General features: G+C 63.5%; 23 protein-coding genes and 2 pseudogenes. 20 read left to right on the top strand and 5 right to left on the bottom strand.

The window, feature by feature from the left end:
* Positions 1-318 precede the first annotated feature (318 nt).
* The 4 genes from NKH19_RS26160 (at position 319) to NKH19_RS26175 (ending at position 6,246) form a co-directional block, all read left to right on the top strand.
* The gene (locus NKH19_RS26160) at positions 319-1,077 is read left to right on the top strand and encodes an ImuA family protein (RefSeq protein WP_352873097.1); all 759 of its coding nucleotides are present in this window, start codon (positions 319-321) and stop codon (positions 1,075-1,077) included.
* Positions 992-2,515 carry a Y-family DNA polymerase gene (locus NKH19_RS26165; RefSeq protein WP_352983050.1) on the top strand — a complete coding sequence of 508 codons (1,524 nt, stop codon included), beginning with the start codon at positions 992-994 and terminating at the stop codon, positions 2,513-2,515. Before NKH19_RS26160 ends, NKH19_RS26165 begins: the two co-directional genes overlap by 86 nt.
* Positions 2,512-5,772, top strand: a complete 3,261-nt coding sequence (locus NKH19_RS26170; RefSeq protein WP_352983052.1) for an error-prone DNA polymerase — start codon at positions 2,512-2,514, stop codon at positions 5,770-5,772. The genes NKH19_RS26165 and NKH19_RS26170 overlap by 4 nt, the downstream gene beginning before the upstream one ends.
* A gap of 261 nt (positions 5,773-6,033) precedes the next feature.
* Positions 6,034-6,246, top strand: a complete 213-nt coding sequence (locus tag NKH19_RS26175; RefSeq protein ID WP_282753690.1) for a cold-shock protein — start codon at positions 6,034-6,036, stop codon at positions 6,244-6,246.
* Positions 6,247-6,451: 205 nt separating this feature from the next.
* Here the strand turns inward: NKH19_RS26175 and NKH19_RS26180 are convergent.
* Positions 6,452-6,792 (bottom strand): annotated as a pseudogene (locus NKH19_RS26180) (Ros/MucR family transcriptional regulator); the annotation flags it as partial.
* A gap of 422 nt (positions 6,793-7,214) precedes the next feature.
* Here NKH19_RS26180 and NKH19_RS26185 point away from each other — a divergent pair.
* On the top strand, positions 7,215-7,457 hold the full coding sequence (locus tag NKH19_RS26185) for a hypothetical protein (protein WP_352873122.1): 243 nt from the start codon (positions 7,215-7,217) through the stop codon (positions 7,455-7,457).
* A gap of 38 nt (positions 7,458-7,495) precedes the next feature.
* On the opposite strand, the pseudogene NKH19_RS26190 reads toward NKH19_RS26185, so the two are convergent.
* A pseudogene (locus tag NKH19_RS26190) lies at positions 7,496-7,651 on the bottom strand (DUF5615 family PIN-like protein); the annotation flags it as partial.
* Between the two features lie 16 nt (positions 7,652-7,667).
* Complete coding sequence (locus tag NKH19_RS26195) at positions 7,668-8,288, bottom strand: DUF433 domain-containing protein (RefSeq protein ID WP_352873100.1); 621 nt, start codon at positions 8,286-8,288, stop codon at positions 7,668-7,670.
* A 188-nt stretch (positions 8,289-8,476) separates the two neighbouring features.
* On the opposite strand from NKH19_RS26195, the gene NKH19_RS26200 reads away from it, so the two are divergent.
* The 4 genes from NKH19_RS26200 to NKH19_RS26215 all read left to right on the top strand — a co-directional run bounded on the left by NKH19_RS26200 (position 8,477) and on the right by NKH19_RS26215 (position 12,409).
* Positions 8,477-10,624, top strand: a complete 2,148-nt coding sequence (locus tag NKH19_RS26200; RefSeq protein ID WP_352873101.1) for a ParB/RepB/Spo0J family partition protein — start codon at positions 8,477-8,479, stop codon at positions 10,622-10,624.
* Positions 10,625-10,730: 106 nt separating this feature from the next.
* Entirely contained in the window at positions 10,731-11,219 is a 489-nt protein-coding gene (locus NKH19_RS26205; protein ID WP_352873103.1) for a hypothetical protein, read from the top strand.
* The gene (locus NKH19_RS26210; protein WP_352873104.1) at positions 11,216-11,509 is read left to right on the top strand and encodes a DUF5983 family protein; all 294 of its coding nucleotides are present in this window, start codon (positions 11,216-11,218) and stop codon (positions 11,507-11,509) included. The genes NKH19_RS26205 and NKH19_RS26210 overlap by 4 nt, the downstream gene beginning before the upstream one ends.
* A 267-nt stretch (positions 11,510-11,776) precedes the next feature.
* Positions 11,777-12,409: a DUF1419 domain-containing protein gene (locus NKH19_RS26215; protein ID WP_352873105.1), complete on the top strand. Its 633-nt coding sequence runs from the start codon at positions 11,777-11,779 to the stop codon at positions 12,407-12,409.
* Positions 12,410-13,013: 604 nt separating this feature from the next.
* On the opposite strand, the gene NKH19_RS26220 is transcribed toward NKH19_RS26215, so the two are convergent.
* Complete coding sequence (locus NKH19_RS26220; protein ID WP_502911038.1) at positions 13,014-13,403, bottom strand: hypothetical protein; 390 nt, start codon at positions 13,401-13,403, stop codon at positions 13,014-13,016.
* 304 nt (positions 13,404-13,707) lie between these two features.
* Between NKH19_RS26220 and NKH19_RS26225 the strand changes: the two genes are divergently transcribed.
* The gene (locus tag NKH19_RS26225) at positions 13,708-14,391 is read left to right on the top strand and encodes a transposase (protein WP_352873108.1); all 684 of its coding nucleotides are present in this window, start codon (positions 13,708-13,710) and stop codon (positions 14,389-14,391) included.
* A 36-nt stretch (positions 14,392-14,427) separates the two neighbouring features.
* Here the strand turns inward: NKH19_RS26225 and NKH19_RS26230 are convergent, their stop codons facing one another.
* Complete coding sequence (locus NKH19_RS26230) at positions 14,428-15,615, bottom strand: DUF1173 domain-containing protein (RefSeq protein ID WP_352873109.1); 1,188 nt, start codon at positions 15,613-15,615, stop codon at positions 14,428-14,430.
* A 180-nt stretch (positions 15,616-15,795) separates the two neighbouring features.
* Here NKH19_RS26230 and NKH19_RS26235 point away from each other — a divergent pair, with 180 nt between their 5' ends.
* From NKH19_RS26235 to NKH19_RS26280, 10 genes are all read left to right on the top strand, one after another.
* Positions 15,796-20,370 carry a strawberry notch-like NTP hydrolase domain-containing protein gene (locus NKH19_RS26235; protein WP_352873110.1) on the top strand — a complete coding sequence of 1,525 codons (4,575 nt, stop codon included), beginning with the start codon at positions 15,796-15,798 and terminating at the stop codon, positions 20,368-20,370.
* Positions 20,371-20,382: 12 nt separating this feature from the next.
* The gene (locus NKH19_RS26240) at positions 20,383-21,438 is read left to right on the top strand and encodes a DUF7146 domain-containing protein (protein WP_352873111.1); all 1,056 of its coding nucleotides are present in this window, start codon (positions 20,383-20,385) and stop codon (positions 21,436-21,438) included.
* A gap of 247 nt (positions 21,439-21,685) precedes the next feature.
* Positions 21,686-22,627, top strand: coding sequence for a DUF2493 domain-containing protein (locus NKH19_RS26245; protein WP_352873113.1), 942 nt, complete (start codon positions 21,686-21,688; stop codon positions 22,625-22,627).
* 62 nt (positions 22,628-22,689) lie between these two features.
* Positions 22,690-22,950 carry a type II toxin-antitoxin system prevent-host-death family antitoxin gene (locus tag NKH19_RS26250; protein WP_057143280.1) on the top strand — a complete coding sequence of 87 codons (261 nt, stop codon included), beginning with the start codon at positions 22,690-22,692 and terminating at the stop codon, positions 22,948-22,950.
* A complete protein-coding gene (locus NKH19_RS26255) occupies positions 22,940-23,359 on the top strand; it encodes a hypothetical protein (protein ID WP_352873121.1) in 420 nt (139 codons plus the stop codon). The genes NKH19_RS26250 and NKH19_RS26255 overlap by 11 nt, the downstream gene beginning before the upstream one ends.
* 86 nt (positions 23,360-23,445) lie before the next feature.
* On the top strand, positions 23,446-23,802 hold the full coding sequence (locus NKH19_RS26260) for a type II toxin-antitoxin system TacA family antitoxin (RefSeq protein ID WP_352873114.1): 357 nt from the start codon (positions 23,446-23,448) through the stop codon (positions 23,800-23,802).
* Positions 23,803-24,312 (top strand): GNAT family N-acetyltransferase, encoded by a 510-nt coding sequence (locus NKH19_RS26265; RefSeq protein ID WP_352873115.1) that lies wholly within the window; start codon positions 23,803-23,805, stop codon positions 24,310-24,312. It begins immediately after the preceding gene.
* 196 nt (positions 24,313-24,508) lie between these two features.
* Complete coding sequence (locus NKH19_RS26270; RefSeq protein WP_352873117.1) at positions 24,509-25,042, top strand: hypothetical protein; 534 nt, start codon at positions 24,509-24,511, stop codon at positions 25,040-25,042.
* 714 nt (positions 25,043-25,756) lie between these two features.
* Positions 25,757-26,080 (top strand): DUF736 domain-containing protein, encoded by a 324-nt coding sequence (locus NKH19_RS26275; RefSeq protein ID WP_006205585.1) that lies wholly within the window; start codon positions 25,757-25,759, stop codon positions 26,078-26,080.
* Positions 26,081-26,136: 56 nt separating this feature from the next.
* Positions 26,137-26,448, top strand: coding sequence for a hypothetical protein (locus NKH19_RS26280; RefSeq protein ID WP_352983057.1), 312 nt, complete (start codon positions 26,137-26,139; stop codon positions 26,446-26,448).
* The last annotated feature ends 136 nt before the right edge of the window (positions 26,449-26,584 follow it).

Raw genomic sequence — 26,584 nt, forward strand, 5'->3', positions numbered from 1 at the left:
GGCGCGCGCGCCGTGCTCGGCGAAGTCGCCGGGGGTCCAGACCTCGCGGGTTTGGACTCGATGCGGGCAAGCAGGCGCGAGCGAAGATCGGTATGGGGCTCAACTATGGGCATGTCCGAAATAAGCTACAAGTTTCGGCCACTCGTGGCGCCCAACCAAACATGGAACTCGCATTTTCGCATTAAAGGATATGGCCCGGCACTTTAGACTATCCGAATGCCCTCCTTCCGCAGGGGCATGACGTCATTCCGGTTGACTCTTAACCAAGACGAGAACAAATGTAGAACATATCACGGCTTTCCGCGTTTCAAGGGTCAGATGCGTGTATCGGCGCCCCCTGCTGCCATTTCCGACCTTCGAGAACGCATCGCGCGCCTCGAAGGCGGAAAGGCGCGCGCCCGAATGGTTTTGCCGTTCGGAGTGGCCGCGATCGACAGGGTTCTGCCGGGAGGCGGGTTGACTTTTGGCGGTCTGCACGAGGTCGCGGGCGGCGGCAATGGCGCTGTCGACGGTGCGGCCGCGGCGCTGTTCGCCGCGGGAATTGCCGCCCGCACGGCAGGCAAGGTGCTGTGGTGCGTTACCCGGCCCGATCTGTTCGCGCCTGCGATCGAACAGGCCGGCCTTCCTCCGGGACGGGTAATCTATGTCGAAGCCGGCGACGAAAAATCCGTTCTCGCCTGTTTCGAAGAGGGTCTTCGTGGCGGTTTTGGCGCTGTCGTTGCCGAGATTGCACGGCTTTCGATGACGGCCTCACGGCGGCTTCAGCTTGCCGCCGAAAACTCCGGCGCCACCGGCATCGCCATTCGCCGCTGGCGGCGACAGACGGAGGCAACCGATTTTGGCCAGCCGACAGCCGCCGAAACCCGCTGGCGGGTGTCGGTCCTGCCGTCGACACCACTGCCTGTTCAGGGAGTCGGGCGTGCGCGCTGGCAGCTTGAACTGATCCGATGCCGTGCAGGAGAGAGCGCAGATTTTACAGTGGAGGCTTGCGATGCCAAGGGTCGTATCGCTCTTCCTTCCGATGTGGCCGACAGACCGCTTCAGAAGGAAATCGGGCGACGCCGCGCCTCCGCCTGAGACGCCGCTCGTTTTGATCGGCCGCGACGGACGTCGCCGTGTGGTACTTGCCGCTGATGCGGCAGCGCACGCAGCCGGCCTGCGCATCGGCATGCCGGCGAGTAAGGCGCAGGCGCTCGTTCCGGGTCTTGTCGTTCATGATGCCGAGCCCGAAGCAGATGAGATGGCGCTCGAGCGATTGGCGCTGTGGGCGCTGCGCCGCTACGCGCCGATCGTCGCTGCCGATGCGCCGGACGGCATTGTGATCGACACGACCGGCGCCGACCATCTGCATGGCGGCGAGGCGGCAATGCTCACCGATATGGTGGAGCGACTTGCCGCGTCCGGCTTTACCGCGCGCTGCGCGGTCGCCGATAGCTGGGGCGCAGCCCACGCATTGGCCCGCTTCGGTACACGGCAGACGCTTGTGGTACCGTCCGGCGAAATTGCCCAGGCGATCCTGCCTTTGCCGATCGCTGCCCTTCGCTTTCCCGCCGCGACGATCGATAGTCTGAGGCGGCTCGGCTTCGAGACAATTGCGGATCTCACCGGCACCCCGCGTGCGGCGCTCGCCTTGCGTTTTGGGCCGGAGGCCGGCCGCCGCCTCGACCAGGCGTTCGGACGCGTGAGCGAACCGATCGAGCCGATCCGGCCGCAGGAAATTGTCGAAGTGCGCCGCAATTTTGCCGAGCCGATCGGCGCGGCACAAACAATCGCGCGCTATACCGGCAAGCTGGTCGCTGAACTATGCGCCTCACTCGAGACGCGAGGACTTGGCGCACGCCGGCTCGATCTTCTGTTCTTCCGCGTCGACAATCGCATCGAGGCGATCCGTGTCGGCACAGCATCGCCGGTGCGTGACACGAAGCGCTTGACCCGGCTTCTCACCGACAAAATAGAAACGATCGATCCAGGGTTCGGCATCGAGCTGATGCGGCTTGCCGCGACCGTTGCCGAGCCGCTGCGGGCCAAACAGATGATTTCCTCGCTCGCCGAGGCGCCCGAACCCGATGTGTCGGATGTGATCGACATCCTCGCCAACCGTGTCGGTGAGGACCGGCTCTATCGCTTTGCCCCGGTGCAGAGCGACGTTCCCGAACGTTCGGTTCAACGCATTGCCCCAATGGCGCCTGATACCGGCGAGGGCTGGCCCGGCCATTGGCCGCGCCCAACTCGGCTGTTGCCACGACCCGAGCCGATCGAGACGGTGGCACTTCTTCCCGACCATCCACCCGTGACTTTCACTTGGCGCGGCGTCCGCCGACGCGTGAAGCGTGCGGATGGTCCGGAACGCGTCTTCGGGGAATGGTGGAAGCGCGACGCCGAGCTCGCGGCGGTGAGGGACTATTTCCGGGTCGAGGACGAGAACGGCGAGCGCTACTGGGTCTACCGCGCCGGCGACGGCGAGGATGCCGCGACCGGATCGCATAAATGGTTCATGCATGGGATCTTCGGATGACTGGCGCGGCCCGATATGCCGAGCTGCAGGTCACCTCGCATTTCAGTTTCCTGCGTGGGGCGAGTAGCTGCGAAGAGCTGTTCGCCCAGGCGGCACTGCTCGGCATCGAAGCGCTGGCTATCGTCGACCGCAATTCGCTTGCCGGCATCGTGCGCGCCCATGAAGCGGCCAAGACGACAGGCGTTCGGCTAATCGTCGGCTGCCGTCTTGAACTGGCCGACGGCATGTCGATCCTGGTCTACCCTACGGACCGACCGGCCTATTCGCGCCTTTGCCGCCTGCTGTCGCTCGGCAAGGGCAGGGCCGGGAAGGCAAAATGCCATCTCGAATGGGATGATGTCGTCGCCTATGGCGAAGGTCTGATTGCTGTCCTGGTGCCGGACGAAGCCGATGACCTTTGTGCCGTTCGTTTGCGGCGGCTGCGCGAGATCTTCGGTGATCGCGCCTATCTGGCGCTCACCTTGCGCAGGCGTCCGAACGACCAGCTCAGGCTTCACGAGCTGGCAAATCTTGCGACGGCGATGCACGTGCCCACCGTCGTCACCAATGACGTGCTTTTCCACGAGCCAGCCCGCCGCATGATGCAGGATGTCGTCACCTGCATTCGTCACAACGTCGCCATCGATGGTGCCGGCTTCCGGCGCGAACGTCATGCTGATCGCTACCTCAAACCTGGCGACGAAATGGCGCGGCTCTTCAGCAATTATCCCGAGGCCTTGGCGCGCACGATCGAAATCGCCGACCGCTGCCGGTTCTCGCTCGACGAGCTCGCCTACCAATACCCGGAGGAGAAGACCATGCCGGGTCTCACCTCCCAGCAGGCGCTGGAAAAACTGACCTGGGAAGGTGCTGACAGCCGCTATCCCGAGGGCGTGCCTGACAAGGTGGTCGAGATCTTGAAACACGAGCTGCGGCTGATCGAGACGCTCAGATACGCGCCGTACTTTCTCACCGTGAACTCGATCGTCCGCTTCGCGCGCAGCCAGAACATCCTTTGCCAGGGCCGCGGCTCGGCCGCCAATTCCGCCGTCTGCTATGTGCTGGGCATCACCTCCATCGATCCCGAACGCAACAACCTTCTGTTCGAGCGTTTCGTCTCCGAGGAGCGGCGCGAGCCGCCCGACATCGATGTCGATTTCGAGCACGAACGGCGCGAGATCGTCATGCAGTGGGTCTACGAGACCTACGGCCGCGAACATGCCGCGCTTTGCTCCACCGTCATCCGTTATCGCACCAAGGGCGCCGTCCGTGATGTCGGCAAGGCGCTCGGCCTGCCCGAAGACATGACCAAACTTCTGTCCTCGCAGGTCTGGGGCCACGGTGAGGCGGTCGATGAGCAGCGCGCCGGCGAGCTCAACCTCAATCTCGGCGATCGCCGGCTGCGCCTGACCCTCGAACTCGCCGCGCAACTTGCCGGCACGCCGCGCCACCTCTCGCAGCATCCGGGCGGCTTCGTCCTGACGCATGATCGCCTCGACGATCTCGTGCCGATCGAACCGGCGACGATGAAGGATCGCCAGGTCGTGGAATGGGACAAGGACGATATCGACGCCCTCAAATTCATGAAGGTGGATGTCTTGGCCCTGGGCATGCTCACCTGCATGAAGAAGTCATTCGATCTCCTGTCCGAGCACAAGGGCATCGCCCTCGACCTGGCGACGATCCCGTCGGAGGATCCGCGCACCTACGCGATGATCAGGAAGGCCGATACGCTCGGCGTTTTCCAGATCGAATCCCGCGCGCAGATGTCGATGCTTCCGCGCATCAAGCCGCGCACCTTCTACGACCTGGTCATCGAGGTCGCGATCGTCCGTCCCGGCCCGATCCAGGGCGACATGGTCCATCCCTACCTTCGCCGGCGCGATGGCACGGAGGCGGTGACGTTTCCGACACCGGAGCTCGAGCGCGTGCTGGGCAAGACGCTGGGCGTGCCGCTGTTTCAGGAGCAGGCAATGCAGGTCTCCATGATCTGCGCTGGCTTTTCGGCCGGCGAGGCCGACCAGCTGCGGCGCGCCATGGCCACCTTCAAGCACACCGGTGGCGTCTCGAAGTTCCGCGACAAACTGATCAATGGCATGATCAACAACGGCTATACCCCGGAGTTTGCCGAAAAGACCTTCTCCCAACTCGAAGGCTTTGGCAGCTACGGCTTTCCCGAAAGCCATGCCGCCTCCTTCGCCTTGATCGCCTACGCGTCCTCCTGGATGAAATGCTGGCATCCGGATGTCTTCTGCGCCGCGCTTCTGAATTCGCAACCGATGGGTTTTTATCTGCCGGCCCAGATCGTGCGTGATGCTCGCGATCATGGCGTCGAGGTGCGACCGGTCTGCGTCAATGCCAGCCGCTGGGATTGCACGCTTGAGCCGACCGACGTCGAAGATCGCTTCGCTGTCCGGCTCGGCCTGCGCATGGTGAAGGGTCTCGCCAATGATGACGCGGCCGCAATCGTCGCGGCGCGGGCCGTCGAACCCTTCCTCTCGGTCGACGATCTCTGGCGCCGCGCCGGCGTGCCAGCGGCTTCACTTGTCCAGCTCGCCGAGGCCGACGCATTTCTGCCGGATCTGAACCTTGCCCGCCGCGATGCGCTCTGGGCGATCAAGGCGCTACGCGATGAACCTTTGCCCCTGTTCGCGGCCGCCACGTCCCGTGAACACAAAACGGTGACGGAGATCCACGAGCCCGCTATCACGCTCAAGCCGATGACGGCCGGCCGCGAGGTTGTCGAGGATTATGGCCATGTCGGGCTGACCTTGCGCAGCCATCCGGTGTCGTTTCTGCGTGCCGATCTACGCCGGCGTCGCATCGTGACCTGTGAGGAGGCCATGCAGGCGCGGGACAAACGGTGGCTCGAGGCCGCCGGCCTGGTGCTGGTCCGGCAGCGGCCGGGCTCGGCCAAAGGCGTCATGTTCCTCACGATGGAGGATGAGACCGGCGCCGCCAACGTCGTCGTCTGGGTCAAAATCTTCGAGAAATTCCGTCGCGTCCTTCTCTCGTCGGCCATGCTCAGTGTGCGCGGCCGCATCCAGCGGGAAGGGGAGGTGGTGCATCTCGTCGCGCACGAGTTGACCGATCTTTCGGCCGAACTCGCCAGCGTCGGAAACCGCGACACGCCATTTCCATTGCCACACGGCCGCGGTGACGAGGCCCATCATGGCGGATGGGGCATCGATCCGCGCGGCATGCCGAAAACGCGCGAAATCGTCGATTCCTATGAGCACATAGACCGCATTAAGGTGAAGACGCGGGATTTTCGGTAGCGACGACATCGTTGAAAAAATCAAACGATGCCCCGTGCCAGGTAAATGTCTGGTCCAAGAAATGTGCTGCGAGGGAGGCATGCCTTTTGCCTCTTGCAGCAGCTATCGCGCAGCCCCATTTAGAGGCTATTGATATTTTCGGCCGATCGATCCGGGCCTTGCGATTTCTCGCTTTTGCTGCATCTATCTCCAAAGTCTCGATATGAACCGGTTCGGCTTCATCGCCGGATCACGCTGCAATTGTTACGAAGGAATACGCATATGGCGACTGGAACCGTGAAGTGGTTCAACAGCACCAAGGGTTTTGGATTCATCCAGCCCGATAATGGTGGTCAGGACGTTTTCGTCCATATTTCCGCTGTCGAACGCGCGGGTCTTTCGACCCTCGTCGATGGCCAGAAGATTAACTTTGAGATCGAGCAGGACCGCCGTACGGGCAAGTCCTCAGCGGGCAATCTCAGCAAAGCAGGCTAATTGTTTCTCGCGCGGCCCGGCACAAGCCGGAACGACGCGGCAAGTCACGGATGTACTGGCAGTCGCTCGACAAGAGCGCGCGGGAATATGGTTCAATCGGAAGGCCGGCGCAGCAGATTGCTGCAAGCCTTCTTTGCAAAGGAAAGGCGGGGTTACTCCCGCCTTTTTTGTGTCCGGACTACGTAGGCCGATGAATCTGCAGCAATCAGGCCGCGGTCTTCTTGCGCGTCCGCTTCACCGGCGCCGGCTTTTCCGGTTCTGTCGGCTTTCGGCCGAGTCCCATCGTCTTGGCCAATGCCGAGCGCGCTGCGGCATCGTTCGGCGCGACCATCGGGTAGTCCGCTGGCAGGCCCCATTTGGTGCGATATTCGCCGGGCGTCAGGTTGTAGTGTGGGTCGCGAGATGGCGTTTCAACGACTTGAACTTCTTCCCGTCCTCAAGGCTGACAATGTAGTCCGGAGTGACCGATTTCTTGATCGGCACGGCAGGCTTGAGAACCGCTGACTTATCCGGCGCAACACCGCCGCCAGCTGTGCCCTTCAATGCGGCGCCCGCACTACTCCGCCCGCGGAACCAGTGGACCGAGCGCCCCGATGCCGGCCCCTGCTGCAGACCGTGCCGCGGAGCCGTCGCCACAGACGAAGTCCGCACCTCTGGGCGGGGTTCCGACGTCGGTGCCACGCGCGCTTCACGGGCTGGCTTTCCCTGAGCGTCCGCGTCTGTTCTTGCGTGTTGGCCAACGGTCATGTCTGCCCTGCGTCGCCTGTTTGAGCGTTCCTGGTGACAGAGCGCTAGACGCGCTCTGGGCGGATCTCAGTCAGCCTTGAGGAGATTGCTCGCTGCGACGATGGACGTCTCTTCGCCGCGGGAACGCTCGGCTGAACCCGATGTTAGTAGATATGCCAAAGACAAATCACCTCCTGGGCGTCGCTACTACCGCCAAGATTGGCGGACACCCAATCCAGGCGATGTTGATTCCTCTCCCGATCGCGTTGCTGGTCTCGGTCTTCCTTTCCGATGTGATGAGCGCTGCCGCGGCGCTGGCCGGCTTTGCCGGCTCCCTCGGAAATGCCGCCATGCGCTCGATAAGCGCGGCATGGCACCATATGATCGGCGATGTCACGGCAGTGGTGCTCGCGCTCGCCAGCTTCTTCCTTTTGCGCCGAGCCGGCGCTGGAGATCGAGGCTCATCAGGCCAGGGGCGGTGTTGAAGGCGACCAGCCCGGACATGCAGCTCCTCGCGGCGATAGAGGTCGCGAAAGTCGGTCGTGTTGTGCGTGACGAGCACATAGCCATCATCGACCGCGCGCCGGGTCACCAAATGGTCCTTGGCGCCTGCGAGGCCCAGCCAGCGCACATGGCTCGACGTTCGCGCGCCAGTTTCGCAAGCTCTGGGCTTAGGCATTCGTCGATCAGGAATTTCACGAAACGGCTGGCAGATCGTCGAGACGGATTGTGCGTGTCGACTTCGCCGCCGTGCTGCGCCACGCCGGCTTGACGGGCGGACGGCCACGCCGCGGATAGGCGAGCGCAAAGTCGGCCGCGAGCCCGATCTGGTCGAGAGTCAGTTGCGGATAGGCGGCACGGATCGTCTCGGGCGTATCGCCATTGGCGAGCATGTCGGCAACGTCATGAACAAGCACGCGTGTTCCAACAAAGGCCGGATGACCGCTAAGTACCGCTGGATCGCGCGCCACCATGGCCTTGGCTTTCCTCAGTCGGCTGAGGCCGGTCCTTACCCCGGCGGTGATCGGCTTCAGGTCGACCTTAAGCGGATCGTCCGCGACCACGGACGCAGCATCATCGGCAATGGCGTGCTCGACGATCCGCCGCCGCGCGGCAGGCGTCAGCGTCTCCGCCGTCAGCCAGGCGAGGCGTAGGCCGACGAGACCGGCTCCGATGATGACGCGGCTGCCGCGGCGTGTCTCGACACGGCCGTGTAGCAATCCGGCATCGATAATGCGATGCACCTGCTTGAGCGGCACCTGCGTTACCGCCGCCGCCTCATTGGCGGTGAGCACTTCGGTACTAAACCCCGGCATGACAGTAATCCTTCCACATTGATGGAAGATATATAGTCACTCTGCCGTCCGCAGTCCAGCGAAGCTTTGCGGCAGCCAGGCAGGGCAGCGCCGGCGTGAGATTTGGAGGCAGAGGGGGAGGGGAGTTTCCTGACGGGCTTGGAGGTTCGGGGAGAGGCCCCGGGCCGCCCGTCATGGAGAACCTGACCATGGCAAAGAACGCCATTCAGAAGATTGCAATGAACGCCGCGGAAAACATTCCCTATGACAAGCTAACGCTGTCGCAGAAGAATGTCCGGCGCATCAAGGACGGCGTGTCGATCGAGCAGCTGGCCGAAGACATCGGACGGCGAAAGTTGATCCAGAGCCTGAACGTCCGTCCCGTGCTCGGCGGCGAGGGCGAGGAGACGGGCACGTTCGAGGTGCCCGCCGGCGGCCGGCGTTATCTCGCGCTCGGCATCCTCATCAAGCAAAAGCGCCTGGCGAAGAACGAGCCAATCCCCTGCATCGTCAACCGCGGGCAAGAGACCTCGGCCGAAGAGGACTCTCTTGCCGAAAACCTGCGGCGCGCCGACCTGCACCCGCTCGACCAGTTTCGGGCCTTCAAGACGCTCAGCGATCAGGGCCTCGATCCGGAGGAGATCGGCGCCCGCTTCTTCGTGTCGCCGGCGACGGTGAGGCAACGCCTGCGGCTGGCCTCGGTGTCACCGAAACTTCTCGATCTTTACGAGAAGGACGAAATCCGGCTCGAACAGATCATGGCGTTTTCGATCTCGGACGATCACGCGCGCCAGGAGCAGGTCTGGGAGCGGATTTCCAGCTCGCACATGCAGGAACCATACTACATCAGGCGCCTGCTGACTGAGACTACGGTCCGGGCCGATGATCGCCGTGCCGTCTATGTCGGCGCCGAGGGCTATGAGGCGGCCGGCGGCGTCATCCTTCGCGACCTGTTCGAGCAGGATGCCGGCGGTTGGTTCCAGGATGCGGCGCTCCTCGAGCAGCTCGTCTTCGACAAGCTCAAGGTGGATGCCGAGGCGATCCGCGCCGGAGGCTGGAAATGGGTCGAGGCGGCGATCAGCTTTCCCTATGGCCACACCTCCGGCATGCGGCGCATCTACGCCGAAGCGCAGGAACTGAGCGCCGAGGAGATCGAACGCTACGACGCGCTGAAGGCCGAATACGACAAGCTGGATGCGGACTATGCCCGGGCCGAGGACGCCGACGAGACAATCGAGGCGAAGCTCGACCAGCTGGGCGCCGAGCTCGATGCGATCGATGATCGCCCTCAAAGCTACGATTCCGCCCAGAAGGCCATTGCCGGTGTGTTCGTTACGCTTGCCGCGAACGGCAAGCTCCAGGTCGACGCCGGTTTTGTGCGGTCCGAGGACGAGCCGCGGGCCGAAACCGGCGATGTCGATGAAGGCGAAGAAGGGGGCGCCGACGGCGGAACCGGATCCAATGACGACGACGATGGCGAAGGTGTTGTCGTCAACGGCAAGCCGGTGGGTGACGGCTCTGGCGACGACGGCGAGGACGATGGCATCAAGCCGCTGCCCGATCGGCTCGTCTTCGACCTGACCGCGCAGCGGACGCTGGCATTGCGCAACGCGCTCGCCGGTGACGTCGACATGGCCATCGTCGCCGCACTCCATGCCTTCGTCCTGCAGGTCTTCTATCGCTTCGCGCCGGACACGTGCCTGGAGATCAGCCTGAAGAGCGGCAGCTTCAGCCAGGTCGACGGTCTTGCCGAGACATCCTGGGCCAAAGAGATCGCCGAGCGGCACGAAGCCTGGGACCGCGATCTGCCCGATGAGGCGGAAGGCCTGTGGGACTTCCTTCTCGGCCTCGACGAAGCAAGCCGTAAGGCGCTGTTCGCGCACTGCGTCTCGCTGACCCTCAATGCGGTGGTCGAACCCTGGAATAGGCGAGGGAAGGCGCTCGAGCATGCAGATGTGCTCGGTCGCTCGCTTCAGTTCGACATGGTCGACGCCGGCTGGACGCCTACGGTCGAGTTCCTCGGGCGGCTCACCAAGGCGCGGATTCTACAGGCTGTCCGTGAAGCTCGTGGCGCAGACTCCGCACAGCTGATCGACCACATGAAGAAGGACATCATGGCCCGTGAAGCGGCCCGTCTTCTTGAGGGGTCGAACTGGCTGCCCGAACCGCTGCGTCTTTCCGGCGACGGCACTTCCGAGCCCGTCGATCAATCGGCGGACGGTGGCACGCTCGCCGGCCATCCGGACGAGACCGTGAGTGATCTGCCGGCGTTCCTTGAAACTGACGCCCGGCCATCAACCGGTGAGCCAGTGGCCAAAGACGGCGACGAGAACGATCAGCTCCACGCCGCCGAATAAGTCACACCATCATTCCGCTCAAGGCCCGGCACTCAAGCCGGGCCTTTCATCTTGTTTCGACGCGGACACCCGCATGCCGGGTATGCCTCGTTTCATGGAGATCTCTATGTTCCAGTGGGAAAAGAGCTGTTCCTATGATGAGCAGCAAAAAAGACGCTTTCACACGACGGCACGTGCAAGATTGAGGAGGCTCGCCACCGAGCTTGGTCTTTCGCCTGGCAGCTTTGACATCCGCTCCAACAAGGCCGGAGTGGCTGTATCAGGCGAAGTCACCCTGCACCACGATCGCGCCTACATCCAGATCGGCCAGTTCGGGCTTTCCTCCGGCCACGGTATCATGATCCGGACGTGCAAGAGCCGGGAGGACTACACCGGCGGCTCCAACCATTTTGTCGCGCTCACCATGCTTGATGACATTCCTGCACTCGCCGCGACGGTGCACGCGATCACAGGCGTCGGTCCTGAGAATTCGAGCGCATCCGGGTTCCGCGCCGCCTGGCCTTTCCCCTCGCAACCAATGACCCGGTGGTATCGCCGGCGCAAAGTCGCTCGGCGGCGCTTGTCGCCATGTCAAATCGGAGGGCCCGGTCGATGAAGGACCTCGAGATCCACAAGTTCGTCGTTGTCTCCACGGCGCATGTTTCGGAAGCCACCGCGAAACGGCTTGACCATACCCCGGCGAAGGACTGGCCATGCGCCGGCGGGCCCTATGCCGAATACGGATGGTTCGTTTACGCACACGACGAGAACTCCGGCCCCGGCGAGAACGCCATTCCCGCCGATCTCTTCGACGTCATGACCTGGGCGCGCAGGCAAGGTTGCGAATACATCCTGTTCGATTGCGACGCCGACCAGGTGGACGGTCTGCCCGCCTATGACTGGTGACATCTTGCTCGCGGCGTCCTAGTGCGCGAGCACCAACTCGATTGACACCGGCGATTGAGCGGGGCCGGCAATACGCAGCGGTTGGCCCCGTCGCCACCGACCACCGTCTTTAGATCGACTCATCCAGCTCGGCTCCGCGCCGTAGCCTGACCATGCAGCCTCACCTCCGGCTCCACGGGGCGCCGGACTTCCCTTCAATCCGCCGATCGTCCACTGCCCGCGTCTTGTCGCGCGAGCGGTCGGCTCGGCCATTCTGGAAGCAAAGCCATGACCGACCATCCAGCTTTCCGCAAAGTCCGCGAGGGGATCGCCAGCCGCGAACAGATGTTTCAGCTGTTCGACAGGCATCGCCATACGCCCGGCATCGATCCTTTGTCGGGCACTCCCTATGCCGGCGAATGGTTCGAGATAACAGCCTCGACATACCATTTCATGCTCGGCCTCTTGCCGCCGCTTTTCATGCGCACCGGCATGTTTGGAATGTCCGAATACAAGGCCGGGTACGTCACCAGCGTCTTTTTTGCGGTCAGGATCCGTACTCGTGAACGCTGGTTCCATGGCTTCTGCGATCTTTCCGACAAGCGCAGCCCGGACGCCATGCGCGCAGCCATCATCGCTCATGAAACAGGGGCCGCCGACAGCATGACACGTGAGGAGAAGCTCGAAGCGATCTGGAACGCTACGCATCCCGACCTCAAGGGCATTGCCGGCAATGTGGATCCCGATGCCTGGCCGGCCGAACACCGAGGCAAGCCCACCATTCTCGTCAACGCCGGTGCGCAAGGCACTGTCCTCAAGCTTCTTGAGAACCTCTCCGATAAGGAGATCGATGAACTCTTATCGGTCTCGCTACCGCTCCGAAACTCACGCAGGGGAGGTGATGATGCGGACCGTTCGTAAGCCCCCTTGTCGGCAGCGAAACCTCCGCGCGAGGCGCACTCCGCTTACTCGGCCGAAATGGGCGCTCCGGATCGGCATCGCCACCGGCGAACGCCACCCGGTGCGCCGACAGTCGCCGACCTCGCTTGCTTCGGTCGAGGCAGCGGCCGAACGGCTTGCAAATGTTCCGACCCGAAAGGCTGCCCGACGCCGCACGACGGTCGCGCGAGACGGGGAAGGCTGAATTCTGCGCCCGGTTCGATCAGCAGGCTAGGCAGCTGCAATCGACGAAATCGGCATTACCACTAATAATGTCGACCGCATCAAAGGTGGTTAGTCAGCGGCTCGCGGCGCAGTAGCAAAACCCTTTCGGAACGGCACGGCTTCCGCAACCGGGTGCGAGCATTCGGCCACCGCGACGGCCTCGATCAACAGATCCAGAGCCTGCCTTGCCTCTACCCTCGTGTGGACAGTGCCCTGGAGATAGTAACAGGCACGCTCTAGATGGATACGGGCAGCTGATAAGTCGCTGGTCACCGCTCGCTCCGTCATTGCCGCCCACAGCTTTCGTGCCATGCAGGGGCTAATGGGGTGCAAATATCCACAGATGCATTTTAAGCAAATGTTAGCTAAGCCGCATATAACCCGCATTTCGCAAGGCACCGATGAAAAGGCTGGCATGGCCTGCGATATCCGTCTTTGCCTGCGTCGACAGTGGCTGGCTGGTCCAGGCCTCCAATGGCCCGATGAAGCTTGAGAAAGCACCGTTTATCAGGCAATGACGGGTCACGAGCCCTTGCTTCTCCAGAGCCAGAACGCCCGTTTGATCGCTTTGGTATCTTATGGCTGCGACCCGCTGGATCGCCGCATCACCATCGATCCGGACGTCGAAAAGCAGGGCGCCGCGGCTTATGGCGGCTATTTTCTCCGCCTTTTCGCTGAAGCTGATCGGTAGCGCGCGGACGCTTTCGACCGCCATCTGGAAAACCACCGCATCCAATTCATCCGCCGCCATAAGAGAAATTGCCCGCAAAAGAACGGCAATTGCAATCGGCTTGCGCAAAATGTCGGACGACGCCAGCGGGCCGCCGCTTATAAGTCGAACGATCAATATTTCGGTGCCTTGCTCGAACGAAGTCGCTTGGACGCGCGGTCAAAACGGTTGTTAGAAGACGAACTGGTTCAAACGTCGCTTGCCCGTCGATGGCCTTGTCCGGTAAGGCTCGCCGGGAAATGTGGGGCGAGGACCAATAGATCCGTAGCTTCACCATGCGACGACACATCGACTGACCCAAGTCGTTCTCACCAAGGAAGAGACAATGAAGCATCAGACCCGTCCATTTGTCGTGGAGGTCAAACAGAAGCGGCGCAATTCCAAGCAGAGCCACTCGATCTGGGGCGACGTCGACCTGTCCGGAATTGTCGCTGAAACGACGAGAGTGTCTGAGAAGGAGATGGAATTGCCAGATCGACAGCTTATTGACTCTGACGTGGCACCCATTGATGTTGAGGATGGGTATAAACCGCCAGCGGAGCACCTTATGGCCGAATCCCGGGGAATTGAATCAGTGCAGACCACCATCGAATTGCCTGCGAAAGCAGAAACAGTTGAAGTAAAGAAGAGGGCATCGAAAGCAGCCAAGGCCCAGCCAAAAGCTTCTGCGCGAAAGGCGGCCATCAAGTCCGCGCCTGCAGCAACTGACCCTCCCGCGACAGTTCGCAAGGCGCGCAAGATCTACTCCGTGAAGGAACGCGGCCAATTGCTCAGCCAGATCGAGAAGTTGATTGGTGGCGGCGCCAGCATCAAGAGCGCCACAGGTCAGGCCGGTATTTCGGAGCAGACCTATTATCAGTGGAAGAAGGTTGCAGCGCCAGCCGCAGACAGCGGCGATCTCCGCGATCTTGTCGCGCTCGAAGAAGAAAACAAGCGCCTCAAGAATCTGCTTGCCGACCGACTGCGCAAGGAAAATGCCGAGCTCAAGAAGAAGCTGGGCCTTGCGTAAGACATACTGAAGCATCGCCGGAAATTCCGCCGAAGCTCAGAGCGGCAGCGGCGGCATATCGCCTTCGCCGACCCGCCACACCCAAGAGCCGATCTCCGGACGCGTGGCGATCATTTTGTTGAGCGACGTTTCGAAGCTCTCGTCTGCTCCTGCCGGAACGACAAAGAGCGCGATCGGCTCGTCCCTGTTCAGAAGCAACGCGTTGGCGATCGGCTGGTCGGGTTGCAGGTCATAGCGCAATCCCTTCACGCTCTTCTCGCGAAGACGGGAAAGCCCATTGACGAGCCTTTTCTCCGGGACCGTCTCATAAGGAATCCAGTTCTCGGACACCACCATCAACGCGATTTCTTCGACAGTGGCGATGCCGGCCGGGTTCAGTCCGAAGGTTGCGATCGATATGAGATGTGAGCTCGAATCCGCTTCCCACAGCGACAACTCCTTCTCGAAACGTGTCTGCAAACGCCGATGCAATGCATCGTCGATCATGAAGGGGAAGCCGGGCAGGTGCCTGATGACGATTTTCTGAGCGGAGCGGGCGGGCACGATCTCCTTCACCTCGCCAACCAGGACGAGCAACTTTCGGGGACCGGATTTCGGCGGCAGCGCCATGCCGAGAACCGCGTTGCGGCGATGTTCGATCGCTTGCCTGTTCTCGGCGCGAAATGGCTCGGGCACAAACAGGATATCCGCGAGCGGTCCGCCCCTCACCGTCATTTGCCCCGCAGCATCAAGAAGGTGCCAGCGGACATTCCACCAATGTCGCTTGCCGGCCCATCGGGATGTCCAGACCGTCAATTCGGCCTCGTGCCAGAGATAATGAAGGAGGCCACGCAGCGACATCCTCCTGGGGTCTCCGGTTACAGTCGCGGAGCTCTCGCCAACAGGCACGGACGCTGCCCGGCTCCCCGTCTTGGACAGGCTGAAATCGAGCTTTAGCGCCGCCATGCCACTTTGCGGATCGAGCTGTATCGCGTTGCCCATCAGCGCGCCCAGCCCGGACAGTTCGTAAGGGGATTCATAGGAATCACAGGATGGATCATGCCCGCCGCCGCTCAGCGGCATGCGCTTGATCAGATGAAGGTCGCCGATGCGGGCGATGTACATCGGGCAGCCCGGCTCGCGGCACAGGCATAGCGGACGCTCGGTGCGGGCATAGGCGTTCGCCAGCGCCGCCTGAGGCGCTCCCTCCTCGTAGACCGCACGACCAATTCTGAACCGTCGCATCTCCTCCGCAGCTCCAGGTCGCCGCCGCATCCCTGTCCGCGCATTGAGTCACGACTTTGCACAGAGCGCAACCCGTGTGGACCGGCGCCAGAGGCAGAGGGGAGCCGGAGAAGTGCGGCCCGGCTGGCGCGGAGAGAGTGCCGCCGCGGGCGCCACTCCCCTCTCGCAAAGGACATCGCCATGAACATTGTTTCGACCACATCCACCGTTGCCCGGACGGCTGCTTCCCTCGCCGCGCCGGCACAAGACGCCATCGCCCAGGCGATCCACCAGGCGGCAATGCGGCTTTTGCCTTTCGTCGAACAGGGCAAGGCTGTCACCACCGCCGCACTGCGCACCGCCATGATGGACAGCTTCGGCGGCAGCGATGCACAAGGGTTCTGGGTCTGGAAGGACGCCTATGAGGCGCTCGAAGTCGCCCAGGTGCTGTTTCTGCGCCGGTTCGGCCCTGCGGTTCTGTCCCGGTCCACCACGCCGCAGGCAACGCTGGCGATGATGAAACGCATCGCCGAAATTCTTCCGACCCACACACGGCGCTCCGATGAGAGCCAAGCCATGCAGCAGCTCTCCACGCCCTTGCCGCTGGCCTTCGTCACAGCGCACGCTGCGGCGATCGCATCTTGCGACCTCGTGCTCGAACCCTCGGCCGGCACCGGTCTGCTCGCCGTCCATGCCGAGATGGCGCGCGCCTCGATCGCCCTCAACGAGCTTGCCGGCACGCGGGCCGATCTCCTCGGCCTGCTGTTTCCCCGATTCCCCGTCTCACGGCACGACGCTGCGAATATCGACGATCATCTCGATGCTGCGATCAAGCCGTCCGTCGTCTTGATGAATCCGCCCTTCACCGTCGGCGCCCATGTCGACGGCCACGTCGCCGATGCGGCATGGCGGCACCTCTCCTCCGCATTCGCACGCCTGCGTCCAGGCGGACGCCTCGTTGCCGTGACCGGCACCGGGTTGTCTCCCGAAAACCCCAAATGGCGGCCCGCCTTCGAGCGGCTGCAGCAGCAGGGCACCGTCATCTTCACCGCAGCGATCGACGGCCGTGTCTACGCCCGCCATGGGACGACAGCCGAGACCCGCCTGACAATTATCGACAAGGTACCGGTCGCCGACCCGACCGACTTCGTCCGGTCGCCCGGCAAGGCCAAGGATGTCGAGAAGCTGCTCTCCTGGATCACGGATCTGCCGCCCCGGACACCGGGCGGCTTTCCGGACTCGATCGGTGCATTGTCCAGTGGCATCGTGCGCAATGCCGCCATGCACATGGGTGCCCGATCGGGAGCGAGAGCCGCCCTCCTCGGTGTCTCAACGGCTGCTCCGAAGGCCATCCAATCGGTCCGCCCGACTGCGCGGGCAAAGCCCGCCCGCCAGGTCATGGCAAACAGCACGCCGGCTGTCCCCCTCGCCTATGAACTGCGCGACTGGATGCCGGAGGAGGGCGGTCGCATCACCGATACGATCTACGAGCCCTACGCGCTCCAGTCGATCGACATTCCCCGCGCCAAGCCGCATCCGACGCCACTCGTCCAGTCGGCCGCAATGGCCGCCGTCGCACCGCCGAAGCCTTCCTATCGGCCGCTTCTTCCTGATGCGATCATCGACGAGGGCCTGCTATCGGACGCCCAGCTCGAAAGCGTCATCTATGCTGGCGAAGCCCATTGCGGCCATCTCACCGGCGCCTGGACGGTTGACGGGACCTGCGATGTCGTCTCGGCCGCGCCAGAAGGTGCTGCGAACGCTGTGCGCTTCCGCCGTGGATGGTTTTTGGGTGACGGAACCGGCTGCGGCAAGGGACGGCAAGTCGCCGGCATCATCCTCGACAACTGGCTGCAGGGCCGCCGCCGTGCGATCTGGATTTCCAAGTCCGACAAATTGCTGGAAGACGCCCAGCGCGATTGGGCAGCACTCGGCCAGGAAAAACTCCTCGTCCAGCCGCTCTCACGCTATCGGCAGGGCACACCGATCGGCCTTGCCGAAGGCATCCTGTTCACGACCTACGCAACGCTCCGCTCGCAGGAACGGGAGGGCAAGAAATCCCGGATCGCCCAGATCCTCGACTGGGTCGGACAAGAGACGAGGAGGGACGAAGGCCCGACGGGGAACGGGGAAAACTCGGCGGGAAGGATCGAAAGCCAGACGAGGATTAAAGAAAGCCAGACAGGGATTGGAGAGAACCCGTCGGGACCCAAAAAATCTTTCGATGGCGTCATCGTCTTCGACGAGGCTCACGCCAGGGCCAACGCCGCTGGCGGCAAAAGCGAGCGTGGCGACGTCGCGCCCTCGCAACAAGGCAAGGCGGGCTTGCGGCTGCAGCACGCGCTGCCCGACGCCCGCGTCGTCTACGTCTCGGCGACCGGTGCGACCGCCGTCGAGAACCTCGCTTATGCGCAGCGCCTCGGCATCTGGGGCAGCGAGGATTTTCCATTCGCCAACCGCGCCGAATTCGTCGCCGCGATCGAGGACGGTGGAGTGGCTGCGATGGAAGTGCTCGCCCGCGACCTCAAGTCGCTCGGCCTCTATACGGCGCGCTCGCTCTCTTATGACGGTGTCGAATATGACCTCCTCGAGCATGAGCTGAGCGAGGAGCAGATCCGTATCTACAACGCCTATGCCGATGCATTCCAGGTCATTCACAACAACCTGACCGCCGCACTCGAGGCGACCAACATCACCAGCGAGGCCGGCACGCTGAACCGCAACGCCAAATCGGCGGCGCGCTCGGCCTTCGAGAGCACCAAGCAGCGTTTCTTCAGTCATCTCATCACCTCGATGATGACGCCGACCCTGATCGGCGCGATCGAGCAGGACCGTGTCGACGGGCATGCGGCAGTCGTTCAGATCGTTTCGACCGGCGAGGCGCTGATGGAACGACGCCTTGCCGAGATCCCGACCGAGGAATGGTCGGACCTGCATGTCGATGTGACGCCGCGCGAGCATGTCGGCGGGTATTTGATGCACTCCTTCCCGACCCAGTTGTTCGAGGAATATTCGGATGCGGAAGGCAACCTCTATTCGCGGCCCATTCACGACGAAGATGGCAACCCGGTCCAGTGCCGCGAGGCGGTTCGCCGGCGCGACGAGTTGATCGAGCGGCTTGCGTCGTTGCCACCGGTCGGCAGCGCCCTTGACCAGATCATCCATCATTTTGGCACCGACACCGTTGCCGAGGTGACCGGCCGCTCGCGCCGCATCGTGAAGAAGACCGGCCGCGACGGCATTGATCGGTTGGCCGTGGAAAACCGCCCTGGCTCGGCCAATCTCGCCGAGACGCAGGCGTTCATGGATGACGACAAGAGCGTTCTGATCTTTTCCGACGCCGGCGGGACAGGTCGCTCCTATCACGCCGATCTCGGGGTCAGGAACCAGAGGCTGCGCAAACACTATCTGCTCGAAGCCGGCTGGCGCGCCGACAACGCCATCCAGGGACTCGGCCGGACGCACCGTACCAATCAGAAGCAACCGCCCTTGTTCCGGCCCATGGCCGCCAATGTGAAGGCCGGCAAACGCTTCCTGTCGACGATCGCGCGGCGGCTCGACACGCTGGGCGCGATCACGCGCGGCCAGCGCCAGACCGGCGGGGCAGGGCTGTTCCGCTCCGAGGACAATCTGGAAAGCCCCTATGCCCGTGCTGCCCTGCGCCAGTTCTATCTTCTGTTGCACCAAGGCAAGATCGAGGGCTGCTCGCTGACGACCTTCGAGACCGTGACTGGGCTGTCGCTGACGACTGACGAGGGTGGGTTGCGTGACGAACTGCCGCCGATCACGACCTGGCTCAACCGCCTGCTGGCGCTGCGCATCGAGACCCAGAACCTGCTGTTCGAAGTGTTCGAGCAACTGATGACGGCGAAGGTTGAGGGCGCGATCGCCGCCGGAAACTATGACAAGGGACTGGAGACGATCACGGCGGAGAGCATCGTCGTCACCGATCGCCGCGCCGTCTACGCGCACCCGGTCTCGGGCGCGCAGTCGCATGTGCTGACCGTCGCGCGCAAGGACCGTACCCGACCGCTCGGCCTCGTCGACGCGCTGGCCATCGTCCGGGCCGAGGCGCAAGCGATCCTGTTGGTCAACACGCGGTCGAGCCGTGCGGCGATCCGGCTGCCGACGGCGAGCGTGATGCTCGACGACGGGACCGTCGAGTATCGCGTGCGCTTGCTGCGGCCAACGAACGAGGTGCGCTTCGGTCTCGACGCGCTTGCCGAAACCCACTGGCAGCCGACCGACCGAAAATTGTTCTGCGACCTGTGGCAGGCAGAAGTCGCCGCCGTCCCGGAGTTTACCACCAGCACCTTTCACATCGTGACGGGTTTGCTATTGCCCATCTGGCGTCGGCTGCCAGATCATGATTGTCAGGTCTACCGGATCCAGACCGATGCCGGCGAACGCATCATCGGCCGCCACATCGCGCCGACTCTGGTCGCGACCATGTTCCGCAATCTGGGGCTCGACGATGTACCCAAGCTCGCACCGGACGAGGCCTGGACCGGGCTTGTCGAGGGGCGGATCGGACTGCAGCTTGCCGATAGGCTGATTCTGCGCCGCAGCCGCGTCATGAACGACTACCGTGTCGAATTGATCGGCTTCACCGACGCCATGGTTCCGCGGCTGAAGGCGCTGGGGCTGATCGCCGAAATAATCTCCTGGAAGCTCCGGCTGTTCATCCCAACGGCCGCGCAAGGATCCGCCATCCTCGCCGCGCTCCTCGATCGCCATACGCTGGTTGAGGTCACCGACCGTACCTCGGCGGTTTGAGGGGAGGCGATCATGACCGCCTCGGCCTCCGAGCTGGCGCGCCGCCTTGGCGAACACGCCGAGGCGGTGTGCCGCGAATATCTCTGCAACGGCCATCGCTCCGGCAACTACTGGATTGTCGGCGATATCCGCAACACGCGCGGCCGTTCCATGCATGTGCGGCTGAGGGCAAACGCTAGGGGCCCGGCGGGTAGGTGGGTCGACGAGGCGACGTCTGAATTCGGCGATCTGCTCGATGTCATCCGTGAAAATTGCGGCCTCGTCGAGTTCCGTGACATCGCAGATGAAGCGCGTCGCTTTCTCTCCATGCCGCTGCCACCGCCCCAGCACCAGTCTCAGCCCTTTGGCGCGCAGTGCCAGCCAGCCGCGAAACGCGGCTCCCCTGAGGCCGCGCGTCGCCTGTTCGCCATGTCCCAGCCGATCGCCGGCACGCTGGCCGAACGCTATCTTGCCGGTCGCGGCATTCTGCTTTCGACGCATGAGCGTGCCGTGCGCTTCCATCCCGACTGCTACTACAGGAATCTCGTTACGGGCGAGATGCATACACTTCCTGCGCTGATTGCCGCCGTGACCAATCTCGATGGGCAGATCACCGGCCTGCAACGCACCTGGCTTGATCCTTCGGGTCAAGGCAAGGCGCTACTCGCGGATCCACGCCGCTCGCTGGGGGATCTCCTTGGCAACCCAATCTGGCTAGGTCACCAACCCGGTGCGCCCGTACCGATCATGGCCGCGGGCGAGGGCCTCGAGACGATGGCCTCGCTACGGACTGTGATGCCGGCGCTGCCGGTGGCCGCGGCTACCTCGGCCAATCACCTCGCCGGCCTGAACTTCCCACCTGGCTGCCGTCGCCTCTACATCGCGGCCGATGCCGACGCCGCCGGCCGGCACGGCATCGAGCGTCTCAGCCAGCGCGCGGGCGAGTCAGGGGTCCTCGCCCTGGTGTTGCGGCCGCAGCTCGGCGATTTCAACGACGATCTGCGTCATCTCGGCCCGGCCCACCTCGCAGCACGGCTACATGATCAGCTCGTCCCGGAGGATGCCCGTCTCTTCCTGTCGGCCGGATGAACGGGCGGGGCGAGTAGCCGGGCAGGGGCGGTGTCGCCGGATAGCCTGCAGACATAGCGGCGCTCCACCAGAGAGGCCGCGCCCGCGGCCTGCCTGAGAGGCGACCCCTGCCATCCCCCGGTCACGGCCGCAACGGCTGCGCCGTCCGCCGCTCGCGCTCCGGCCTTCGGTGCGGCCGCGCCCGGGGCGCGGCCGGGATGCGCTGTCAGGCCGCGATGGGCGCGGCCACAACCGACGGAGACACGCCATGACCTACGAGCTTCCTTTCGACGACGCCTACGAGCCCTTCCACGCCTCCTCGCCTACCGACCGCGTCATCCTCGAACTGCAGATGTACGGCCATCGCCCGCATCAGGACGAACCCGATCCCCGGTCACTTCCCGACGACGAAGTGATCCGGGCTGGCCTCGCCGGTATCGTCGAGACGTTCGCCGGTATGCTCGGCGACACCAGGCTCGAGCCCGATCTTGACGACCTGCTCTGGTCCTTCGCAAACCTCTTCCACCGCGCCGCCGAGCGCGTCGCCCGGAGCCTCGACCGCAACGAGGAGGCGCAGCGCTCGAGCCAGCAGGAGCAGGACGGCTCGGAGGTGAAGTCCGTCGAGCTGGAGCGGCTCACTGCCGAGGGCATCACTTATATAGAGCGCCGCAACGTGCTCGAAATCATGCGCGATGAGGCCGCCGACCTCTACGAGGCACAAACCGGATCGGCATGGCGGCCGCGCACCGGCTCCAAGGTCAGCCACCAGGCGATGACCGCTTCGGTGATCGACTCCAGAGACTTCCTCGTCGCCCGCCGTCGCGCCGAAACCGAGGTGCTCGTTCCAGCCGGGACCAAGATCGCCTTCGCCGGCGGCCTCGACTGCAACGATCACGACCGGATCTGGGACGCGCTCGACAAGGCTCGCGAGAAGCATCCCGACATGGTTCTGCTCCACGGCGGCAGCCCGCGCGGCGCCGAGCGCATCGCCGCTTGCTGGGCCGAGAACCGCAAGGTCACCCAAATCGCCTTCAAGCCGGACTGGAACCGGCACGCCAAGGCGGCTCCGTTCCGCCGCAACGACCAGCTTCTCTCCGTGGTGCCCTACGGCCTGATCGTCTTTCCCGGCTCCGGCATTACCGACAACCTTGCCGACAAGGCGCGTCGGCTCGGCATCCCCGTGTGGCGGTTCGCGGAGGGCGGCGCGTGAGCGCCGTTTTCTTGCAAATCCAGAAAATCCAGATAATATGGAGATTGGTAAGGAGGCCAGCCATGCGCCAGTTCACGACCGGGGATCTCAACAAGCAGGTTGGCGACGTCACCGACGTTGCCAGCCGCGAACCCGTTATTCTCACCAAGCACCGGAAACCCCGGTTCGTGCTGATGAGCTACGAGCACTACGAACGGATGCGCATCGGCGGCGATCCCCGCCGCGCATACCATGTCTCCGAGATGCCAGAGGAACACACGGAACTCTTCGCCGCCGAGATCGACCGACTAGCGCGCGGGGAAGGATACGATGATGAGCGGTAGATTTCTGCCTGGTCAGGTGATCTCCTACCCGTATCTTTGGGCATGGCAACAGGAGCGCGGCGAAACGGAAGGCCGCAAGAGCCGGCCGACCTGCGTGGTCATCGCTGTGCGCGGCGCAAGAGACGGCCTGACCCATCTCGCGCTCCTGGCGATAACCACCCAGCCACCGACCAGCGATCGGGTCGGTTTGGAAGTCTCCGCTATCGAGTGCCGCCGCGCCGGTCTGACCGATCTCAAACGCTGCTGGATCGTGGTTGACGAATACAACTACGATATTGCCGAACGCTCCTGGTACATCGAATCCGACGGTAAGCCCCTCGGTCGTTTCAGCAAGGCATTCATGATGAAGATCGCAGGCGCCTTTATCGAAGCGCGCAGCGAGGGCCGCCGCGTCAGCCGTCTGGATTGACGTTCTCTTTTCGCGGCAGGGAGCATACCTCGGATCGGATCAGTCCGCCGTTTCCGCATGCCTGTACGCCGGTCCCAGGAACAGGAATGGCTTCGTCACGCAAATCCGGTGTCATGCTGCATTTCACCGACGTATGTCCATTCCAGCACAGGAACGCAACCATGGCCGCCACCGTAAATAGGAAGATATCCGTCTCGATGCGGTTTCGCGACGATGATCTCACCATCATCGACCGCGGCGCGGAGCTGCTCGGCGTATCGCGCACGGAGTTCATGCGGCGCGCAGCCCTCCAAAAGGCGCAGGCGGCCATCCTCAACGAAGCCGTCATCCGCGTCTCCCCGGAAGCCTATGACGCCTTCATGCAGGCGATCTCAGCCCCCGCCGCTGCGTCGCCGCCGAAGGCGGCCGTGCGGCTGCGCCGGTCCCCGCCCTGGGACCGCTAGGTGGCGCTTTCAGGCATCGAACTCCTCGACGACGCGCACCGCCTCGACAGCTTCGATTGCGGCAAGCCGGCGCTCGACGCTTGGCAGGCCGGCTTCGCGCGAAGGAACCAGGCCCGCGGTTTTACCCGCGTCCTGGTCGTTCACGACGAGGGAACAGTCGTCGGCTATTACGGCCTCGCGCCGGGCGTGATCCAGCCAAACAGCGCACCGCGCGCTATCCGCACCGGACGCCCGCCCGATCCGATCCCCTGCCTGCTGATCGGACAACTCGCCGTCGACCGCCGCTATACCGGACAAGGCATCGGCAGCGGCCTGGTCAAGGACGCGCTGCATCGCTGCGTCGCCGGCGCCGGCATCGTCGGCGGCCGCGCGGTGGTGGTGCGGGCGATCAACGCCGAGGCCGAGCGCTACTGGCAGAGCTGGGGCTTCATTCCCGCGCGGGACAATCCGTCGGTGCTCATGCGCTCGATCCAGGACGTGAGTCTCTGGCTGGCCGACAAAGGCCAGTAGCTCCGCGCGCGTAACGCCTCCGGCAGCGGCAGGGTCCGGGCGCGCCGGCCTGCGGGCGGCCGGGCTCTCGTCGCGGCCTCCCGCCGCTCGAGCCGGCTTCGCCGTCTCGGCCTTCGGGTGACGATCCCTCGCGCAGGGCCAGGGCGAGAGGGCGGCCGGCGCGGGGCGGGGGACGCGGAGAGAAGGGAAAGTCACCATGTCGATGATATTCATAGGTGGATCACGCGAGATATTCGAGCTGCCGGAACCTGCTATCGCTCGCATCGGCGCAATCGTTGCTGCCGAGGACGGCGTGCTGATTGGCGACGCGCCCGGAGCCGGTGCCGAGGTGCAGGGCCTGCTCGCGGGCTACGGCTACGAGCATGTCGGGGTCTTCCATGCCGGCAAGGAACCCCGCAACAATCTTGGCGACTGGGCTGCCTACCATGTTCCTGCTCCTGAGGGCGCCGAAGGATACTGGGTCCACGCCGCCAAGGACCGGGAGATGGCGCGGCGCGCCGACTTTGGCATGATGGTCTGGGACGGCGCATCACCCGGGACGGCCGTCAACGTGCTTCGGCTCGCCATCGCGAACAAGCCCTGCGTCATTTACGATCTGGCCAGAGGCAGCATGGCGATGACCTACAATGTGCAAGACTGGTGCGCCATGCTCCGCCATGCCGGTCCGGACATTCGCCGCCAAGCCGAAGCGCGCATGACGGCGGACGAGCGTCTGGCGCTGCCAGGATGATGTACGCCCGGTTCCGCCGACAGCCCGGCCGGTCCGATCCGATATGCTTGATCCGACCCCGCGCCGCTTACTCACTTTTATGAACGGCCGGAGCCGGCCCCTTTCGAGACCGGCCCACGCGCAGAGCCGCAGGGCGTTGTGCAGGACAATCATCTTGCCCGTCTCGCATCTGAAGCGGGTGCAGCGTGTCGTACATCCTGGCTTGCTTGGTCATTCAACCTGGCTGCGAGGCATCGCCACCGTGGGGCGTGAAGTTCGCTGCCAGCCGGCTTCGATCTCGAAACCGCTGTGCCGCCATACCGAACGCGCAAGGCGGTTCACGCGCCATGCTGCTGTTCGATGTGTTGGCGATGCCGACGACATGACCCGAGAGGCTGGCGGGGTAAGCCTGTTCCTTCGATCCGGCAGCGTTGCGTCGGCCAAGCGATGGCGGCCTGAGTTCTTTTCCATCTGCCGCATCCGGGGCCATTCCCGTTTCATGTCGCCTTTGTAGACGACCGCCTGCTTTGTGCGGTCAACCCCCGTTGGGGGTACACTCGGCGAAAATTCAGGAAAATTCGATTTCTGTTTTTGTCCGCGGGCAGGCGAAGGGCCTGCCCGCTATTTTTCGGCAAACAGAATTTTCCAGAATTTTCGCCGAGATGACCGCAGCAGGACGGCCCTCTCCTTTGGCGCCATCGGGAATGGTCCCGATGCAACCGAAGGAGAACTACCATGGCCACCACGATCGCAAACCTCACCACCAAGGCCGACGGCTCGATGGAAGGCGTCTTTGCCACGCTCCGGGTCAACGCCCCGATCACCCTCATCCCGAACACCAACAAGTCGCGCGAGGACGCGCCCGACTACCGGATCGTCAACAAGCGCACAGGCTTCGAGATCGGAGCCGGCTGGCACCGCATCTCCCAGCGTTCGGGCGAGGAGTACCTCTCGGTCAAGCTGGAAGCCCCCGAGATCGGCGTGATCTTCGGCAATCTTGCACCCGCCCCGGGCGGCGAGGAGAACAAGAAGGTCATCCTCTGGAACAACCCCCAGTGAGGCATCGGTGGCCGGCCCCGCAAGGGTCGGCTCGCCACCGGCAAAAGGAGGTTGCAATGAGCCGCTACACCATCACCGTCACTGGCACCGCCACCAGACAGGGCCGCTCGGATTCAGACGCTGTCATCGGTTACGACCCGCCGCTTCGGACCTATTTCCTGCAGGCGTTCCCCCACGACGTGACCGACGACCCGGCGCTCTGGCTCGGCACCCACGATCACGCGTTCGAGACGCTGCAAGATCTTCACGACGCAGCCGTCGCTCACGGCTATTGCTTCATGCCACTGCCGGCGGTTGTCGCGGCGAAACTCATCAAAGACAAGGTGCCTGTTGCTAGCCCGGGCGCCCCGCGAAGGAGATCTGGCTGAATTCCTGAAACGCCTCAATGAGCCCGGCTAGGCGAACGCGCCCAAAAGGCCGGCGACCCAAAGCAACCTAGCCCGCCGATTTTTAATCAAAAAGAGGCAGAAAAACAATAACAAAACGCCCCGGGGGCAGGTGGAC

This window comes from Mesorhizobium sp. M1338 (genome assembly GCF_040318045.1).
Taxonomy (GTDB): domain Bacteria; phylum Pseudomonadota; class Alphaproteobacteria; order Rhizobiales; family Rhizobiaceae; genus Mesorhizobium.